Source organism: Phenylobacterium sp. (assembly GCF_046463815.1).
Classification (GTDB): domain Bacteria; phylum Pseudomonadota; class Alphaproteobacteria; order Caulobacterales; family Caulobacteraceae; genus Phenylobacterium.
Genome location: NZ_JBKBRO010000004.1, coordinates 110,816 through 126,064, shown reverse-complemented (window position 1 = coordinate 126,064; position 15,249 = coordinate 110,816). Strand labels below are relative to the sequence as shown.

The 15,249-nt window shown below is 70.7% G+C and carries 20 protein-coding genes; 13 read left to right on the top strand and 7 right to left on the bottom strand.

The window, feature by feature from the left end; genetic code table 11:
* Positions 1–7 precede the first annotated feature (7 nt).
* Positions 8–835 carry a ferredoxin--NADP reductase gene (locus ACK4TT_RS03880; RefSeq protein WP_410212484.1) on the top strand — a complete coding sequence of 276 codons (828 nt, stop codon included), beginning with the start codon at positions 8–10 and terminating at the stop codon, positions 833–835.
* Here the strand turns inward: ACK4TT_RS03880 and ACK4TT_RS03875 are convergent.
* A complete protein-coding gene (locus ACK4TT_RS03875; RefSeq protein ID WP_410212483.1) occupies positions 832–1,356 on the bottom strand; it encodes an AAA family ATPase in 525 nt (174 codons plus the stop codon). The genes ACK4TT_RS03880 and ACK4TT_RS03875 overlap by 4 nt on opposite strands.
* Positions 1,357–1,481: 125 nt before the next feature.
* Between ACK4TT_RS03875 and ACK4TT_RS03870 the strand changes: the two genes are divergently transcribed.
* The 3 genes from ACK4TT_RS03870 to ACK4TT_RS03860 are packed head-to-tail and all read left to right on the top strand — an operon-like array spanning position 1,482 to position 2,919.
* Complete coding sequence (locus tag ACK4TT_RS03870) at positions 1,482–2,033, top strand: hypothetical protein (protein WP_410212482.1); 552 nt, start codon at positions 1,482–1,484, stop codon at positions 2,031–2,033.
* Complete coding sequence (locus ACK4TT_RS03865) at positions 2,030–2,467, top strand: hypothetical protein (protein WP_409640456.1); 438 nt, start codon at positions 2,030–2,032, stop codon at positions 2,465–2,467. Before ACK4TT_RS03870 ends, ACK4TT_RS03865 begins: the two co-directional genes overlap by 4 nt.
* Complete coding sequence (locus tag ACK4TT_RS03860; protein ID WP_409640453.1) at positions 2,458–2,919, top strand: hypothetical protein; 462 nt, start codon at positions 2,458–2,460, stop codon at positions 2,917–2,919. The genes ACK4TT_RS03865 and ACK4TT_RS03860 overlap by 10 nt, the downstream gene beginning before the upstream one ends.
* 9 nt (positions 2,920–2,928) lie before the next feature.
* On the opposite strand, the gene ACK4TT_RS03855 is transcribed toward ACK4TT_RS03860, so the two are convergent.
* Positions 2,929–3,408, bottom strand: coding sequence for a 3D domain-containing protein (locus ACK4TT_RS03855; RefSeq protein WP_410212481.1), 480 nt, complete (start codon positions 3,406–3,408; stop codon positions 2,929–2,931).
* Between the two features lie 188 nt (positions 3,409–3,596).
* Between ACK4TT_RS03855 and ACK4TT_RS03850 the strand changes: the two genes are divergently transcribed.
* The 4 genes from ACK4TT_RS03850 to folD are packed head-to-tail and all read left to right on the top strand — an operon-like array spanning position 3,597 to position 6,595.
* On the top strand, positions 3,597–4,178 hold the full coding sequence (locus ACK4TT_RS03850; RefSeq protein ID WP_410212480.1) for a glutathione S-transferase family protein: 582 nt from the start codon (positions 3,597–3,599) through the stop codon (positions 4,176–4,178).
* Between the two features lie 40 nt (positions 4,179–4,218).
* The gene (locus ACK4TT_RS03845) at positions 4,219–5,226 is read left to right on the top strand and encodes a S1/P1 Nuclease (RefSeq protein ID WP_409640445.1); all 1,008 of its coding nucleotides are present in this window, start codon (positions 4,219–4,221) and stop codon (positions 5,224–5,226) included.
* Entirely contained in the window at positions 5,226–5,705 is a 480-nt protein-coding gene (locus tag ACK4TT_RS03840; protein ID WP_410212479.1) for an NUDIX domain-containing protein, read from the top strand. Before ACK4TT_RS03845 ends, ACK4TT_RS03840 begins: the two co-directional genes overlap by 1 nt.
* Complete coding sequence (folD, locus tag ACK4TT_RS03835) at positions 5,702–6,595, top strand: bifunctional methylenetetrahydrofolate dehydrogenase/methenyltetrahydrofolate cyclohydrolase FolD (RefSeq protein ID WP_409640439.1); 894 nt, start codon at positions 5,702–5,704, stop codon at positions 6,593–6,595. The genes ACK4TT_RS03840 and folD overlap by 4 nt, the downstream gene beginning before the upstream one ends.
* Here folD and ACK4TT_RS03830 read toward each other — a convergent pair.
* From ACK4TT_RS03830 to ACK4TT_RS03810, 5 genes are read right to left on the bottom strand one after another with little or no spacing between them, the layout of a single operon-like run.
* Complete coding sequence (locus ACK4TT_RS03830) at positions 6,592–7,692, bottom strand: patatin-like phospholipase family protein (protein ID WP_410212478.1); 1,101 nt, start codon at positions 7,690–7,692, stop codon at positions 6,592–6,594. The two genes, folD and ACK4TT_RS03830, sit on opposite strands and share 4 nt — an antisense overlap.
* On the bottom strand, positions 7,693–8,322 hold the full coding sequence (locus ACK4TT_RS03825; RefSeq protein ID WP_410212477.1) for an ABC-type transport auxiliary lipoprotein family protein: 630 nt from the start codon (positions 8,320–8,322) through the stop codon (positions 7,693–7,695). It lies immediately after the preceding gene.
* A complete protein-coding gene (locus ACK4TT_RS03820) occupies positions 8,319–9,290 on the bottom strand; it encodes an MlaD family protein (protein WP_410212476.1) in 972 nt (323 codons plus the stop codon). Before ACK4TT_RS03820 ends, ACK4TT_RS03825 begins: the two co-directional genes overlap by 4 nt.
* Positions 9,290–10,123 (bottom strand): ABC transporter ATP-binding protein, encoded by an 834-nt coding sequence (locus ACK4TT_RS03815; RefSeq protein WP_409640427.1) that lies wholly within the window; start codon positions 10,121–10,123, stop codon positions 9,290–9,292. The genes ACK4TT_RS03820 and ACK4TT_RS03815 overlap by 1 nt, the downstream gene beginning before the upstream one ends.
* A complete protein-coding gene (locus ACK4TT_RS03810; RefSeq protein WP_409640424.1) occupies positions 10,120–11,247 on the bottom strand; it encodes an MlaE family lipid ABC transporter permease subunit in 1,128 nt (375 codons plus the stop codon). Before ACK4TT_RS03810 ends, ACK4TT_RS03815 begins: the two co-directional genes overlap by 4 nt.
* Before the next feature lie 253 nt (positions 11,248–11,500).
* Between ACK4TT_RS03810 and ACK4TT_RS03805 the strand changes: the two genes are divergently transcribed.
* The 5 genes from ACK4TT_RS03805 to fghA all read left to right on the top strand — a co-directional run bounded on the left by ACK4TT_RS03805 (position 11,501) and on the right by fghA (position 15,208).
* Positions 11,501–11,812: a hypothetical protein gene (locus ACK4TT_RS03805; RefSeq protein ID WP_409640421.1), complete on the top strand. Its 312-nt coding sequence runs from the start codon at positions 11,501–11,503 to the stop codon at positions 11,810–11,812.
* A 32-nt stretch (positions 11,813–11,844) separates the two neighbouring features.
* The gene (locus tag ACK4TT_RS03800) at positions 11,845–12,360 is read left to right on the top strand and encodes a YdcF family protein (RefSeq protein WP_409640418.1); all 516 of its coding nucleotides are present in this window, start codon (positions 11,845–11,847) and stop codon (positions 12,358–12,360) included.
* A 56-nt stretch (positions 12,361–12,416) separates the two neighbouring features.
* The gene (locus tag ACK4TT_RS03795; RefSeq protein WP_409640415.1) at positions 12,417–13,196 is read left to right on the top strand and encodes a hypothetical protein; all 780 of its coding nucleotides are present in this window, start codon (positions 12,417–12,419) and stop codon (positions 13,194–13,196) included.
* A gap of 64 nt (positions 13,197–13,260) precedes the next feature.
* Positions 13,261–14,370, top strand: a complete 1,110-nt coding sequence (locus ACK4TT_RS03790; RefSeq protein WP_409640412.1) for an S-(hydroxymethyl)glutathione dehydrogenase/class III alcohol dehydrogenase — start codon at positions 13,261–13,263, stop codon at positions 14,368–14,370.
* 1 nt (position 14,371) lies between these two features.
* Entirely contained in the window at positions 14,372–15,208 is an 837-nt protein-coding gene (gene fghA, locus ACK4TT_RS03785) for an S-formylglutathione hydrolase (RefSeq protein ID WP_409640409.1), read from the top strand.
* The last annotated feature ends 41 nt before the right edge of the window (positions 15,209–15,249 follow it).

Here is a 15,249-nt window from a genome sequence, read left to right as displayed (position 1 = left end):
AGAGCTGATGAACGACGTGACCGCCGCCCAGCCGGCCGCCAAGGCGCCAGAGAAGGCTTCCGGCGCCTTCTTCGTCGAGACGGTGACCTGGGTCCAGCACTGGACCGACACCCTGTTCTCGTTCCGCACGACCCGCGACCCGGGCTTCCGGTTCCAGAGCGGCCAGTTCGTGATGGTCGGCCTGACCAAGGAGGACGGCAAGCCGCTGGTGCGCGCCTACTCCATCGCCAGCCCAGCGTGGCACGAGGAGCTGGAGTTCTATTCGATCAAGGTGCCGGACGGCCCGCTGACCTCGCGCCTGCAGCACCTGAAGGTGGGCGATCAGGTCCTGATCGGCCGCAAGCCCACCGGCACCCTGGTGCTGGACGGCCTGAAGCCCGGCAAGCGGCTCTACATGCTGGGCACCGGCACCGGCCTCGCGCCCTGGCTGTCGCTGGCCCGCGACCCCGAGGTCTACGAGCGCTTCGACGAGGTGATCGTCACTCACACGGTGCGCCAGGTCGCCGACCTGAACTACCGCGAGCTGTTCGAGCGCGACCTGCCGAACGATGAGTACCTGGGCGAGATGATCGCGCCGAAGCTCAAGTACTACCCGACCGTCACCCGCGAGGAGTTCAAGACCCGCGGCCGGATCACCGACCTGATCGAGAGCGGCCAGATGTTCCGCGACCTCGGGACCCCGCCGTGGGACCCGGCCGTGGACCGGGTGATGCTGTGCGGCGGCCCCTCGGTGCTGGTCGACCTGAAGAAGCAGCTCCTCGACCGCGGCTTCGTGGAAGGCTCGATCGCCGCTCCGGGCGACTTCGTGCTCGAACGGGCCTTCGTCGAGACCTAGGCGACGGCCTCCAGCACGAACGCCGCCCGCGCGGCCACGTCGGCCCGCGGCAACTCCACCAGTTCATAGCCCTGCGCCAGATAGGCCTCGGCGCAGGCCTCGTAGGTCGCCACGGCCTCGTCCCAGGTCTGGTCGCGCTCGGCGTCCTGCACGTAGATCGCCTTCCACGGCGGGGCGATGAAGGCGCGTGGGTGGTAACGCAGCGTGCGCACGGCCGTCTCGGCGGCGGGCGAGGGCGCCAGGCCATAGGCGCCGAACGTCGCCCAGGCGTCCACCACGCCCCGGTCGAAGAACGTCAGGCCCAAGGCGGCGCGGTAGGTCTCAACGTCGCGCGCCAGGATCAGCTCGCAGAACCGCGAAGGCGGCGGCCGGCCGCCCTGCGCCCGGATCACGGCCCGCGCGCTCTCGGGCGCGACCGCGTGGCCGAGCGCGGCGAGGTGGCGGATGAGGGTGGTCTTGCCCGCGCCGGGACCTCCGGTGAGGGCGAAGAAGCGGTTGGCGGGCGAGGGTGATGTTCTCATTTTGTTCTTGACATTCGAGATGGTTGAAGCGATGTTGGAACTTTGGCGATCTTGCGGTGGAGGATGGGGTGACGAACGGGCGGCGGCCGCTTCGCGGTATGGACGACAGGCGGGACGAGTATTCGTTGACGATGCGGGAGCACGCGGAGCTGGCGAAGGCGCCGAAGCTCAGGGATCGGCCGGGGCGGCTGGACCCTCGCGATGTGGCCGGGAAGCTCTGGTCGGCGCCCAACACCGCCCTGGGCCTCGCCTATGGCCTGACGGGATGTGCGGCGGGTCAGTTGAACCGGCTGCGTCCGGGCGACCAGCCGGACCCACGCATCCAGGTCGGCCACAACGCGGTGGAGTTCGTGAACAACCCGTTTGGGGGAGTCGGCGCGATCACGCTCGGCAACACCATCACGTACCGCGGTGACCCTTTCAAACCCGATGACCCGTTTTGGTCACGAGAAGGGACTGTTCCGTGGAGCGCAGAGGACGGCCGCGCGCTCGGACAGCATGAGCGGCAGCACACCGTTCAGGGGCAGCAACTCGGACCGGCCTATCTCCCGTCAAACCTGCTGGGCGGGCTCCGGTCCCTGTTCCGCGATGGCGAATGGCACGGCGATTCGAACTGGAACGAGCGAGGTCCCAACGCCGATCCGCCGCGTCCCTGGGCGTCGAGGAAGCCGGAATGACCTCGCTAGGGCGAGTGTTGGGCGGAATCGTTGCGGCCGCGGTCCTGTCGGCCTGCACGCTCCCGCCGCACATCTATGTATTCAACAATTCCGGCCAGGTTCTGCGTCTGCATACCGATCGGGTGATCGGTAACGATCGATGGGACGAGAGGGTGATCGTGGTCGCTCCGGGGAAGGGGCGAAGCCTGCATTTCGCGAAGCTTTTGCTCTATCCGGGAAGCTATATGCGCGTGGCGGTCGGAAATTGTGAGATCGCCTACGAAATCCCCCGCACCGGTTGGGACAACAATTTCAGGTACGCCACCTTCGGCGTGCGGGTGGAGCCGGACTTCACCCTGCGTCAGATCCTCCCGGCGTCAGCCGAGGGTGAGAATCGCCAGACCGCGGCGCACCCGGACTTTCCGCTCAAGCCGGTGTCCCGCGTATGCTCCTGAGCAGCCTTATATCGGCGCATCGGCCATCGGCGGTTGTCTCGCCCTGGCGCCTGGCGCGGCGGGCCTGCGTCGCCCTAGGGGCGATCTTCGCCCTCGCGAGCTGTTCGCACCCGCTGAAGGTGGATTTGACCAACGGCTCGGGGGTCGAGCTGCGCTTCCATACCTATCGGGCGTCGAGGAGCGGAACCGCCGTCCAGGAAATCGTCACGATCAAGCCGGGAAGGAAGCGAATCTTCGAGTTCGCCGAGGTCCTGCTGCCTGGCGACAGGGTTCTCATGGAAGCCGGCGGCTGCGAAGTCGCCTACCACGTCACCGAGGCGCACTGGCGGCAGTATCCCCGCATCAACCACCTGGAGCTTCTGGTGCAGCCGGATTTGAGCATGCGGCACATCGGCTCCGCCTCGCACGAGGATGACGAACTGCTCAAGCCCGTCTCCCGCGTCTGCCCCTAGAGTCCGGCCCTACGCCGGGGGGCAGCCTTTGAACTCGCCGACCTTCACGGCCGTGAGCTTGGAGAGGTTCAGCTTCTGGGCCGGCTTCATCGAGGAGGCGCCGTGGCCCGTGTAGAGGTCGATGCGCTCGCCCTTGATCGCGCCGCCGACGTCGGAAGCGTACCAGTAGCCGTCGTGCGTGCCGCCGTCTGGCATCTTCATGCCGACGGTCTCCTTGATGAACAGGACCGTGCGGCGGGGGATGACGTTCTTGTCCACGGCGACGGTGCGCATGGCCACGACCTTGCAGCCCAGGCTGTCCAGGGCCCCCACGCCCTTGGCGCCCGCATGGTAGAGCGTGGCCTTCAGGTTGAAGACCGGGGCCCCCGGCAGGGCGCCCGACATCACCGACGAAATCAGGTCGCCCACGGGATCATTCGACGCGGCTTGCGCGTTCGTGCCGGCGGCGATGAGGGAAAGGGCTGCCAGGGCGGCGAGGCGGCGTCGCATGGACGGCGTCCTCCTACGTCGTTTGTACTGGTGGCCGGACTCGTACCGGTTGAGGCCGCCTGGGGCAACCCCCGTGGGGCGGCCGCCCTGACGCCTGTTAGCTTTCCTCACAGAGCCGGCGAGTCATCGTCGCTTGATTCCGCGGCTTTTCCGGCTCACAGCCGCGCCTGGTCGCGGAGGACGAGCGCATGGAAATCTATGGGGATTCCATCTCGGGCAACTGCCTGAAGGTGAAGTGGACCGCGGACTACCTGGGCCTCCCGTACCGGTGGCATGAGGTCAGCGTCCTGAAGGCCGAGACGCGGACGCCGGAGTTCCTGGCGATCAACCCTGCCGGCCAGGTCCCGGCCGTGGTGCTGGACGACGGCCGCCCGCTCGCCCAGTCGAACGCCATCATCCTGCATCTGGCCGAGGGCTCGGACCTGATCCCCGCCGACGCCTACGACCGGGCCCGGATGCTGGAGTGGATGTTCTGGGAGCAGTACAGCCACGAGCCCTATGTCGCCGTCGCCCGCTTCCAGGTGCGCTACCTGGGCAAGGCCGTCGCCGAGCTGGAGCCGCGCCTGGTGGAACGGGGCAAGGCCGCCCTGCAGCGGATGGAGGACGGCCTCCAGGCCTCGCCGTTCCTGGTGGGCGACCGGGCGACGCTCGCCGACGTGGCGCTCGTGGCCTACACGCGCTTCGCCCATGAGGGCGGCTTCGACCTTGCCGCCTATCCGAAGGTCGCGGCCTGGGTCCGCCGGGTGGAAGCGGCGCTGGGCATCGCCTGAGGCGCTTGCCTTTGCGGAAGGGAGCCCGCAAACGGGAGGCATGAAGCGCCTCCTCTCCCTGGTTCTCGCCGCCGCCGCCGTCGCCGCACCACAGAGCGCCGCCGCCTGGGGCGGGACCGGCCACCGGATCGTCGGGCAGGCCGCCGCCCGGGCCCTGCCGGCCGAGGTCCCGGCGTTCCTGCGCACGAAGCAGGCCGCCATCGACCTGGGCGAGTTGTCGCGTGAGCCCGACCGCTCCAAGGGCTCTGGGAAGATCCACGACCAGGATCGGGATTCCGCCCACTTCGTGGACATCGACGATGAGGGCAAGATCCTGGGCGGACCGTCCTTCCTGCCCATGCCGGCCACCCGCAACGACTACGAGACGGCGCTTCGGGCCCACGGCCTCGACAGCGTGAAGGCCGGCTATCTTCAGTACGCCATCGTCGATCGCTGGCAGCAGCTCGCCACCGACTTCGCTTATTGGCGCGTGCTGAAGGCGGCCGAGGCCAATCCGGCGTGGAAGAAGAACCGCGCCTTCTTCACGGCCGACCGCAAGCGGCGCGAGGCGCTGATCCAGCACACCATCGGCGAGCTCTCTCACTTCGTCGCCGACGGCAGCCAGCCGCTGCACACCTCGGTCCACTACAACGGCTGGGGCGACTACCCGAACCCGAACGGCTTCTCCACCGCGCGCCTTCACGGCCCGTTCGAGAGCGAGCTCGTGCGCGACCGTGTGGACCCGGCGAAGGTGGCGGCCGGCATGACGCCCGTGAAGCTGTGCCAGTGCGCCATCGAGCAGCGGGTGGTCGACTACCTCTCGGCCACGAATCGTCTGGTGATCCCGTTCTACGAGCTGGAGAAGGCGGGCGGCCTGGCGCCGAACGATCCGCGCGGGCCCGAGTTCGCCACCCGCCAGCTCTCGGCCGGCGCGTCCGAGCTTCGGGACCTGATCGTCGAGGCCTGGGCGGCCAGCGCCACGCGGACCATCGGCTGGCGGCCCATCGCCGTGCAGGATGTGCTCGCGGGCAAGGTCGATCCCTATCCCGCGCTCTACGCGATCGACTGATGGCGGTCCCCCAGTTCGGCGATCCGGAGCCGGGCCGGACTTACGCGGATCGCCCCGCCGCCTTCGGAATCTGCGAGCGCGACGGCAGGATCGCCCTGGTCCGCGTGGAGAAGCCCGGCCACGCGCCTTGGCTGGACCTGCCCGGCGGGGCGCTGGACCCGGGCGAGGGACCCGAGCAGGCGGTGGTCCGCGAGTACGGTGAGGAGACCGGCCTGGTTGTCGCCGCGCTCGAGCCCTACGGCCGGGCGGACCAGGTCTTCGTCAACACCGACGGGGCGGCCTACAACAACCGGGCGGTGTTCTTCACCCTTAGGCTCGACGGCGAGGATGCGTCCCTCAAGGTCGAGGACGACCACACGCTGACGTGGGTGACGCCCCAGGCGGCCATCGAATCCCTGCGCCACGACGCCCACGCCTGGGCGGTGGCGGCCTGGCTGAGATTGCGCGCGCGCGCCCAAGCGGCTAGCAGCGCGCCATGACGGCAAGCATCATCGACGGCAAGGTCCTGGCCGAACGGCTGCGCTCGCAGGTGGCCGAGGAAGTCGCCCGGCTCCGCGCCGACTACAAGCTCCAGCCCGGCCTGGCCGTGGTGCTGGTGGGCGAGGATCCGGCCTCCCAGGCCTATGTGAAATCCAAGGGCGAGCACTCGCTGGCGGTGGGGATGCACTCGGTGACCCACCGGTTGCCCGCCGACACCCAGCAGGATGAACTGATCCGGCTGGTGGCCGAGCTGAACGCCGATCCCCTGATCCACGGCATCCTGGTCCAGCTCCCGCTGCCGAAGCACCTGGACGAGAAGGCGGTGATCGCCGCCATCAATCCCGACAAGGACGTGGACGGCCTGCACGTGGTCAACGCCGGACGGCTGGCCAGCGGCCTGCCGGCGCTGGTCCCCTGCACGCCGCTCGGCTGCATGATCATGCTGCGCGAGACCCTCGGCGACCTGACGGGCCAGCGGGCCGTGGTGGTGGGCCGCTCGCTGCTGGTGGGCAAGCCGATCGCCCAGCTCCTGCTGGCGGCCGACTGCACCGTGACCATCGCCCATTCGCGCACGCGGGACCTGCCGGACGTCTGCCGCGAGGCCGACATCCTGGTGGCCGCCGTCGGCCGGCCTCGCATGATCCGCGGCGACTGGATCAAGGCGGGCGCGACGGTGATCGACGTGGGCATCAACCGCGTCCCGTTCGACGATCCGGTGAAGGCCGCCGAGGGGCGCACCAAGCTGGTGGGCGACGTCCACTACAAGGAGGCGCTGCAGGTGGCCGGGGCCATCACGCCGGTGCCGGGCGGCGTGGGCCTGATGACCGTCGCCTGCCTGCTGCAGAACACCGTCACAGCCGCCAAGCGCATCGCCGGCATCGAGAGCTAGTTCCAGAGGCGGCCCTGTTCGGCCAGGTCGCGGCCCTGGGCGAAGAGCTTGGCCATGGCCTCGCGCTCGAAGCGCATCATGTTGCTCCCGTCGAATGCGGCGGGGATGCAGGCGCTGTGCAGAGTGAAGCCCCGCAACTCGCACATGGCCTCCACCGAGCGCAGGGCGACGCGGTACGTCGAGCGCAGCATCAGCTCGAAGCTGCGCATCAGGATCGGCACGACGCCCAGGGCCGTGGCGCGTGGCGTCGCCTCCAGCACGGTGTTGATCAGGACGTAGACGTCCGCGCCGCCCGGGGCGCGGTCGGCGGCCGTCCGCTCGATGAGCGCCTCGGGAATGATGAACAGGGGGCTGATCGCGCCGCCGTCCACATGCATCTCCTCGTAGACCGTCCCGCCGCTCTCCACCGGGATCAGCTTGGGCGGGAAGAGGCCGGGCACGCTGGCCGAGGCGATCAGCACGTCGGCGAACAGCCGCTGCGCCTCGGGGCCGTCTTGGGCGGCGATGGCGCCCATGTCCCAGATGCAGGTCGTCTGGGAGTCGAGGTTGGTGGTGGCGACGAACAGCCGGCGGCCCGCGGCGTGGGCGGCGGCCACGGCCTCCAGCAGCCGAGCGTCCACGTAGCGGCCCACGAGACCCGCGAGCCGTTCGGCGGGATAGAGGCTCGGTCCCAGGCTGACGGCGGTGAGCGCCAGCATCTCGGCCGCGTAGCCGTCGGTGTAGGCGTCGGTGAGCTCCGGGTCCCAGTCGGGTCCCAGGAAGGCGAAGGGGGCGATGAGGGCCCCGGTCGAGACGCCGGTCACCATGTCGAAGAGGGGGCGGCGGCCCGCCCGGGTCAGGCCCACAAGCGCGCCGGCGCTGAACGCCCCGCCCGAGCCGCCCCCCGAGAGGGCCAGCACCTTCAGGGGCGCGCTGGAGGCGGCGGGCCGGGCCTGGTCGAAGAACTGGGCGGCGGCCTCGAGTTCGTCGGCCAGCGACAGGCGCACACCCGAGAAGCCGACCGGCTCCGCCAGCGCTCCGGGCGGCGGCGGGGGCTCCCGCCGCCAGGGCCAGACCGGCCGGCCGGACGATCGGCGGGCGAAGCCTCCGCGCGGCATCTAGGCGCCGGCCTGCACCTGGCCGTTGGTCCAGGCGACGATCTGGCCCAGCACGTCGGCCGTCGCCTTGTCATAGGCCCGGACGATGGCCGCCACGCGGTTGCCCGAGGCCGGGACGCGGGCCTCGAAGATCTGTTCGCTCACCTCGCGGCGTTCGGCGCGGATCATCACGGCGCGGGCGCGGACGAGCACGGTGGGCGCGGCCTTGGGACCGGCTTCGTAGCGGGTCTCGAAGTTGCGCACGTCCACCCGCAGCACATAGTCGGCCGCGGCGGGCTCGCCCCGGGACACCAGCCGGACAGGGCCCGGGTCGGCGTCGAAGGCCGCCGCCAGGGCCTGGTCCCACAGCACCGCGGCGGGCGCGACCCAGCGGGTCTCGGCCACGTACGCCGCCTTGCCGCCGGTGATCGTCAGCAGGCGGTCGCCCGCGGACTCTCGCTGGAAGGCGCCGGCGTTGCGCACCACGCCGACGGACCCGGCGGCCGGCGCGCTCGCCTGGGCCTGCGCCGTGTCGCCGAACCGGTAGAGGTGCGCCGGCTTGCTCTTGGGCAGCAGCGAGATGCAGCCGCTGACGGCCAGGGCGCACGCGACCACGAGGCCGGGGCGGAGGAGCACGGAAACGCGCGTCATTGCGGCACCTTCACTTCTTCGGCCTTGGGCTTGCCGAGCGCCCACGAGGGGTTGGCCTGGATCTCGTTGACGAGCCGGTCGAGGGACTCGGCGGCGTTCTGCAACTGGACGAGCGCGGCCGTCGCCTGGGGCAGGCCATTGGTGGCGAACTCGGTGGTGGGGCCCTGCAGGCGGCTCACCATGACGCGCACGTCGGCCGCCGCGGCGCGGGCCTCCTCGGCGGCGTCGGCGATGTTCTTGACCGCCCGCGAGCCATCGCCCTCGACCACCTGGCGGGTGGAGCGGGTGAGCAGGGTGATCTCCGCCGTGGCCTCGTCGATCCGCTGCAGCGCCCGCTGGGCGTCGGCGACGATGGCCTTGCGCTCGCGCAGTTCGGCGGTGACCGCCTGGGCGTCGGAGAGGGCGGCCGAGAAGGTCTGGATGTTCTGGTCCGACAGGACGCGGTTCATGCGGTCCAGCGCCTCGATGGTGCGGGTCAGCACCGTGCCGCCGCCTTCGAGCAGGTCCGACAGGGTGCTGCGCTGGCTGCGGACGACGGGGATGCACTCCTGGCCCAGGCCGATGCCCTCGCGCTGGCAGCGCTTCTGGGCCTCGTCCTTCAGGAGCGGCTTGGATGGCGTGCCGGCGGTGATCTGGATGTAGTTCACCCCCGTGATGCCCTGGGGCTCCAGGGTGGCGTAGGAATCCACGCGGATCGGCACGTCCGAGGTCACCCGCGCCCTGGCGATCACCCGGCTGGGGTTGGTGCGGTCGAGCGCGATCTTGGTGACCTCGCCCACCTTGATGCCGTTGAACTGCACCTCGCCGCCCTCGGAGAGGCCGCGCACGGGACCCTGGAAGAGGATGTCGTAGATGTCGTTCTGCTGGGTGAACTGGAAGCGTGCGAGCCAGACGACGAAGATCGCCAGGGCCGCCACCAGGATGACGGTCGACAGGCCCACCAGCGCATAGTTGGCGTTCTTTTCCATCAGGCCTCCGTCCTGACCCTTGCGGCCGCGGCGGCGGCCGCCCGCCCGCGCGGGCCCAGGAAATATTCGCGGATCCACGGATGGTCCGCGGTCTCCAGTTCGTGGACGGGAGCCGTGGCGACCACCCGCTTGTCGGCGATCACCGCCACCCGGTCGGTGATCTCGTAGAGGGTGTCCAGGTCGTGGGTGATCATGAATACCGTCAGGTCCAGGCTGTCCGACAGGTCGCGGATCAGCCGGTCGAAAGCCGCGGCCCCGACGGGGTCGAGGCCCGAGGTGGGCTCGTCGAGGAACAGCAGTTCGGGGTCGAGCGCGAGCGCGCGCGCCAGGGCCACACGCTTGCGCATCCCGCCGGAGAGTTCGGAAGGCTTCAGCGCCGCCGCGTCGGCGCGCAGGCCCACCAGGGCGATCTTCAGGGCCGCGAGCTCGTCCACCTCCTTGCGGGAGAGGTTCGTGTGCTCCTGCATCGGCGCGGCCACGTTCTCCTTCACCGTCAGATTCGAGAAGAGCGCGCCCTGCTGGAAGAGCACGCCCCAGCGCCGCTCCAGCGCCGACCAGCGCCGGCGGCCGGCGTGGGCGATGTCGGCGCCCAGGACCTGCACCGTGCCGCCCTCGGGGACCTTCAGGCCGATGATCGTGTTGAGCAGCACCGACTTGCCGGCGCCCGAACCGCCGACCACGCCCAGCACCTCGCCGCGACGGACGGTGAGGTCGAGGTCCTTGTGGACCACGTGGTCGCCGAACTGGGAGAGCAGGCCGCGGACCTCGATGGCCGGCCCTTCGCCGTCCAGCAGGGCTTCGTCCTCGGCCGTGTCCGCCAGCGGGCCGCTCACAGGTCGAGTTCCTTGTAGATCATGGCGAAGACGGCATCGATCATGATGATCGAGAAGATGGCGTGCACCACGGCGGCGGTCACCCGGCGGCCGAGGGACTCCACGTCGCCGCCCGTATCCATGCCCTGGCGGCAGCCGATGCCGGCGATGACCCCGGCCATGACGGGCGCCTTGGACAGCGCGATCCAGAAGTGGGTGATGCCCACGTTGTCCACGATCCGCTGGAGGAAGAAGGCGGGCCCGAGCCCCAGCACCGACCAGGTCACGACGATGCCGCCCAGCAGGCCCGCCAGCGTCGCCACGAAGGTCAGCAGCGGGATGGTGATGAGCAGGGCCGCGAAGCGCGGGAACACCAGGGCCTCGAAGGGATCGACGCCCATGACCTTCATGGCGTCGATCTCCTGGTTCATCTTCATCGCCCCAAGCTCGGCGGCGAAGCTGGACGCCGAACGGCCGGCCAGCAGCACGGCGGTAATGACGATGTTGAACTCCCGCATCATCGAGATGCCGATCAGCTCGACGGCGAACACCTCGGCGCCGAACTGCTGGAGCATGCCCGCGCCGATGTAGGCCACGACGGCGCCGATGAAGAACGTGGCCACGGCCACCACGGGGATGGCGTCCAGTCCCGCCCGTTCGATCAGCGAGAACACCGCCGGCCAGCGGATTCGGCGCGGGGAGACGAACAGCCAGAACAGACTGCGGGCCACGACGACCAGCAGGTGGCCCAGGAAGTTCATGGTGTCGAGCACGTCGTGGCCGAAGCCCACCACGCCCTTGCCGATGCGCACCGTCATCTCGTGGAAGCCGCGCGGCGGGCGCCGCGCCTCGGGCTCCTCGCGGGTGGCCTGCTCGACCACAGCCAGCAGGCGCAGGGCCTCGGGCCGGCCCCTGATGCGCGCGAGGTCGAAGGACGCGCCCGCCGCCCGCACCACGGCGAGCGCGCCGGCGGTGTCCAGGCGGCGCACGTCCGTCAGGTCGACGGCGAAGTTGGCGAGCCCGTCCAGCGACTCGGCCAGCGAAACGCCCGCGCCGCCAAGGCTGCGCGCCGTCCAGTCGCCGGACAGCGCCACGGTGGGGTGATCCGTCGCGGCCTGAAGCGTGAAGTCGGCGGGTCTCTCCATGGGGGCGTTCTAGCAGGCTCCGCGGCGTTCCGGCGTCGGGGACGCGCGAGTCATGTCCCTCCCGAAACTCTCGATAGCGTAACAGAGCCGGCGGAAGCGCGAACGTCCATATGGCGAAGGCTGTTCCCATCGCGCCCGATCTTGCCGCCGCCACGGCCAAGCCGAGCCCACTTTTGGTCCCATTCGGGCGCGTAACCATGGGGCGGTCCCGCAGCGGACTTTCGACTCAAGCTGCCCAGTGGAGAGAGTAGGTTTGACCCGCCAGATCGAGCTCACCGGAAAGTCCGGCGCCCGCTACCGGTATACGTCCATCGAGGAGGAGCGGTTCCTGCCGCCGGCCGGCGCCAACTATGTGATCGCCCGCGTGACCTCGGGCGAGCCGCTGGTCGTCTATGCGGGGGAGACCGGCAACCTCGCGAGCCAGGATTGGCGTCCCACCCTGGAGAAGGCCCGCGAGCAGTACAAGGACGCCAAGGTGCTGACCCGGCTCAACGTCACCCGGGCGGTGCGCGAGGCCGAACGCGTGGACCTGATCGAACAGTACAACCCGCCGATGAACCAGTAGGCGAGGGAGCCTCGTCCCGGCATTCTGACGACATGAACGGACCGCCGCTCATCGCCATCTTCGGCGCCGCCGTCCTGGCCGACGGGCGGCCCTCGCCCTCGCTGCTGCGGCGCATCGGCTACGGCGCCGAGGCGGCCCGGGCCCACCCCGAGGCGCCGATCCTCTGTTCGGGCGGCGTCGGCCGGGTCGGGCCGTCGGAGGCGTCGGTCATGGCCGAGGTCCTGATGGCGCGGGGCGTTCCCGAACGGCGGCTGATCCTGGACGAGGACAGCCTCGACACGCTGCAGAGCGCGCTCGTGGTCCACCGGCTCAGCCGCCGGCACGCCGTCCCGCGCGTCGTGGTCTGCAGCGACGCCTACCATGTGCCGCGCATCCGTCTGCTGCTGGGCGCCATGGGGGTCGCCACCGCGCCCGGGCCGCTCGCGCGGGGCGCGGGCGGGGCTGGGCTCGGCCACTGGACCCGGATGACGCTCCGCGAGGGGCTGGCGATCCCGTATGATCTGGCGATCGTGCTGGCGCGGCGGCCGCACCTGGCCGCGCCGTCATAGTCCTGTCCAACTCGGCGGGAAGAGGTGATCCCGCACGTTTTCGACCCGAGACGCCCATGGCCGACCGCGACGACGCCAACCCCTACGCCCGCAACAGCGCCTGGCCGAGGATGCCCCAGGCGCCGTTCCGTGTGGGCCCGCTGCCGAAGGCCGGACAGGCGCCGGCCCCCGAGCCGCCCCCGGGAGCTCCGCGGGTCGAGCCGCCGCCTACGGTCACGCCGGTGTTCACGCGGCCCGCCGGGCCGCCCCCGGCCTTCACTCGGCCCACGCCCGCGGCGCCTCCCGGCTCGCGCCTGCCGCCCCAGCCCGCCCCCACGGCGACGCTCCAGCCCGCCGTCTTCGCCACTCCGCCCGTCCGTCGCGCGGCCGCCCAATCCAAGGAGCCGCCGTGGGCCGCCCTGGCCGCGGCCGCGGGGGTGGGGGTCTTGGGCCTTGCCGGCCTGGCGTTCACCCTGACCCGCGAACCTCAGCCGGCCCCGCAGCCCGCGGCCGCCGCGGCGCCCGTCGAGGAGTCCGCGATCCTTCCGACGTCAACGCCAGCGCCGCAGACCCCGGACCTCCCGCCCGCGGCGACTGGGCCCGCCCCGCGGGCGGAAGACGCGCCGCCCCGCCTGGCGCTCGCCTCCCGGCCTCCCAGGGCCGCGCCGGCCTCGGTCGCCGAGACGGCGCCTGAGGTCTCCGAGGCTCCGCCGCCCGTCCTCGACCTCCCGGCCCCCGCGCCGCCGGCCGCCAACGGCCCCGTCGCGCTGCCCATGCCCACGCCGGCGCTGAAGCCCTACACGCCGCCCCCGCCGCCCGATCCGGACGCGCCGATGGAGAAGCGGCGGGACTATTAGTGGGGGCGTATCCAGGCCGGTCCGGCATGCTAGAACCCCGCCGAATCCGGAGCGGAGAGACCCCATGAAGACGCGTGCGGCGGTGGCGTTCGAGGCGAAGAAGCCCCTGGAGATCGTCGAGGTCGACCTCGAGGGCCCGCGCGCCGGCGAGGTGCTGGTCGAGATCAAGGCGACGGGCGTCTGCCACACCGACGCCTACACCCTGGACGGCCTGGACTCCGAGGGCGTCTTCCCCTCGATCCTGGGCCACGAGGGCGCCGGCGTGGTGGTGGAGGTGGGGCCGGGCGTGACGAGCGTGGCGCCGGGCGACCACGTGATCCCGCTCTACACGCCGGAATGCCGGCAGTGCAAAAGCTGCCTCAGCCGCAAGACCAACCTCTGCACCGCGATCCGCGGCACCCAGGGCAAGGGGTTGATGCCGGACGGGACCAGCCGCTTCTCGTACAAGGGCCAGACGATCCACCACTACATGGGCTGCTCCACCTTCTCGAACTTCACGGTTCTGCCCGAGATCGCGGTGGCCAAGATCCGCAAGGACGCTCCCTTCGAGACCGCCTGCTACGTGGGGTGCGGCGTGACCACGGGCGTGGGCGCGGTGGTCAACACGGCCCAGGTGGAGCCGGGCGCCAACTGCGTCGTCTTCGGGCTGGGCGGCATCGGGCTGAACGTCATCCAGGGCCTGAAGCTGGTGGGCGCGGCGATGATCGTCGGGGTCGACATCAATCCGGCCCGCGAGGAGTGGGGCCGTCGCTTCGGCATGACCCACTTCGTCAATCCCAAGGACGTGCAGGGCGACCTGGTGGCCCACCTCGTGGAGCTGACCGGCGGCGGCGCCGACTACACCTTCGACGCCACGGGCAACACGACGGTCATGCGCCAGGCGCTCGAGGCCTGCCATCGCGGCTGGGGCGAGAGCATCATCATCGGCGTGGCCGAGGCCGGGAAGGAGATCGCCACGCGGCCCTTCCAGCTCGTCACCGGCCGGGTGTGGAAGGGCACGGCCTTCGGCGGCGCGCGGGGCCGCACCGACACGCCGAAGATCGTCGACTGGTACATGGACGGGAAGATCGAGATCGACCCGATGATCACCCACAAGATGCCGCTGGAGCGGATCAACGAGGCCTTCGACCTCATGCACCGGGGCGAGAGCATCCGCAGCGTGATCGTCTACTGACGTGGCTCTCGAGACCGTCTCGCAGAACCGCAGCTTCGGGGGCGTCCAGGGCGTCTATCGGCACGCGAGCCGCGAGACCGGCACGCCGATGACGTTCAGCGTCTACGTTCCGCAACAGGCGGGGCGGGGCCCCTGTCCGGTGGTCTGGTACCTGTCGGGCCTGACCTGCACCCACGCCAACGTGACCGAGAAGGGCCAGTTCCAGCGGGCCTGCGCCGAGCTCGGCCTGATCCTGGTGGCGCCTGACACGAGCCCGAGAGGCGAGGGCGTCCCCGACGATCCAGCCTACGACTTCGGCCAGGGCGCGGGCTTCTACGTGGACGCCACGCAGCACCCTTGGGCGGCCAATTTCCGGATGGAGAGCTACATCGTCTCCGAGCTGCCGGAGATCGTCGCCGCGAACTTCCCCGCCGACATGGCTCGCCAGGGGATCACCGGCCACTCCATGGGCGGCCACGGCGCGCTGACGCTGGCGCTCAAGACACCCGGCAGGTGGAAGAGCGTCTCGGCCTTCGCGCCGATCGCCTCGCCCATGCGCTGCCCCTGGGGCGAGAAGGCGCTCACGGGCTATCTGGGTGACGATCGCCAGGCCTGGCGGCGCCATGACGCCACCGCCCTCCTGGAAGACGGCGCGCGGCTTCCCGGACTGCTGGTCGACCAGGGCGGGGCCGACGCCTTCCTGGCCGAGCAGCTCAAGCCCGAACTTCTGGCCCAGGCCTGCGAGGCGGCCGGCGTGCCGCTGACGCTGCGCCTCCAGCCCGGCTACGACCACAGCTACTACTTCGTCTCGACCTTCATGGCCGACCACCTGGCCTGGCACGCCGAGCGGCTGGTCTAGAAGACTGGCCTGAAAGAAAAGCGGCCCGGATCGCTCCGGGC

Bases quoted from the DNA above. Each gene is read 5' to 3' on its own strand.
- ACK4TT_RS03810 (WP_409640424.1), bottom strand. From the start codon at position 11,247: ATGGAGAGACCCGCCGACTTCACGCTTCAGGCCGCGACGGATCACCCC.
- ACK4TT_RS03795 (WP_409640415.1), top strand. From the start codon at position 12,417: ATGGCCGACCGCGACGACGCCAACCCCTACGCCCGCAACAGCGCCTGG.
- ACK4TT_RS03850 (WP_410212480.1), top strand. From the start codon at position 3,597: ATGGAAATCTATGGGGATTCCATCTCGGGCAACTGCCTGAAGGTGAAG.
- folD (WP_409640439.1), top strand. From the start codon at position 5,702: ATGACGGCAAGCATCATCGACGGCAAGGTCCTGGCCGAACGGCTGCGC.
- ACK4TT_RS03820 (WP_410212476.1), bottom strand. From the start codon at position 9,290: ATGGAAAAGAACGCCAACTATGCGCTGGTGGGCCTGTCGACCGTCATC.
- ACK4TT_RS03840 (WP_410212479.1), top strand. From the start codon at position 5,226: ATGGCGGTCCCCCAGTTCGGCGATCCGGAGCCGGGCCGGACTTACGCG.
- ACK4TT_RS03845 (WP_409640445.1), top strand. From the start codon at position 4,219: ATGAAGCGCCTCCTCTCCCTGGTTCTCGCCGCCGCCGCCGTCGCCGCA.
- ACK4TT_RS03830 (WP_410212478.1), bottom strand. From the start codon at position 7,692: ATGCCGCGCGGAGGCTTCGCCCGCCGATCGTCCGGCCGGCCGGTCTGG.
- ACK4TT_RS03800 (WP_409640418.1), top strand. From the start codon at position 11,845: ATGAACGGACCGCCGCTCATCGCCATCTTCGGCGCCGCCGTCCTGGCC.
- ACK4TT_RS03880 (WP_410212484.1), top strand. From the start codon at position 8: ATGAACGACGTGACCGCCGCCCAGCCGGCCGCCAAGGCGCCAGAGAAG.
- ACK4TT_RS03825 (WP_410212477.1), bottom strand. From the start codon at position 8,322: ATGACGCGCGTTTCCGTGCTCCTCCGCCCCGGCCTCGTGGTCGCGTGC.
- ACK4TT_RS03865 (WP_409640456.1), top strand. From the start codon at position 2,030: ATGACCTCGCTAGGGCGAGTGTTGGGCGGAATCGTTGCGGCCGCGGTC.
- ACK4TT_RS03875 (WP_410212483.1), bottom strand. From the start codon at position 1,356: ATGAGAACATCACCCTCGCCCGCCAACCGCTTCTTCGCCCTCACCGGA.
- ACK4TT_RS03855 (WP_410212481.1), bottom strand. From the start codon at position 3,408: ATGCGACGCCGCCTCGCCGCCCTGGCAGCCCTTTCCCTCATCGCCGCC.
- ACK4TT_RS03860 (WP_409640453.1), top strand. From the start codon at position 2,458: ATGCTCCTGAGCAGCCTTATATCGGCGCATCGGCCATCGGCGGTTGTC.
- ACK4TT_RS03790 (WP_409640412.1), top strand. From the start codon at position 13,261: ATGAAGACGCGTGCGGCGGTGGCGTTCGAGGCGAAGAAGCCCCTGGAG.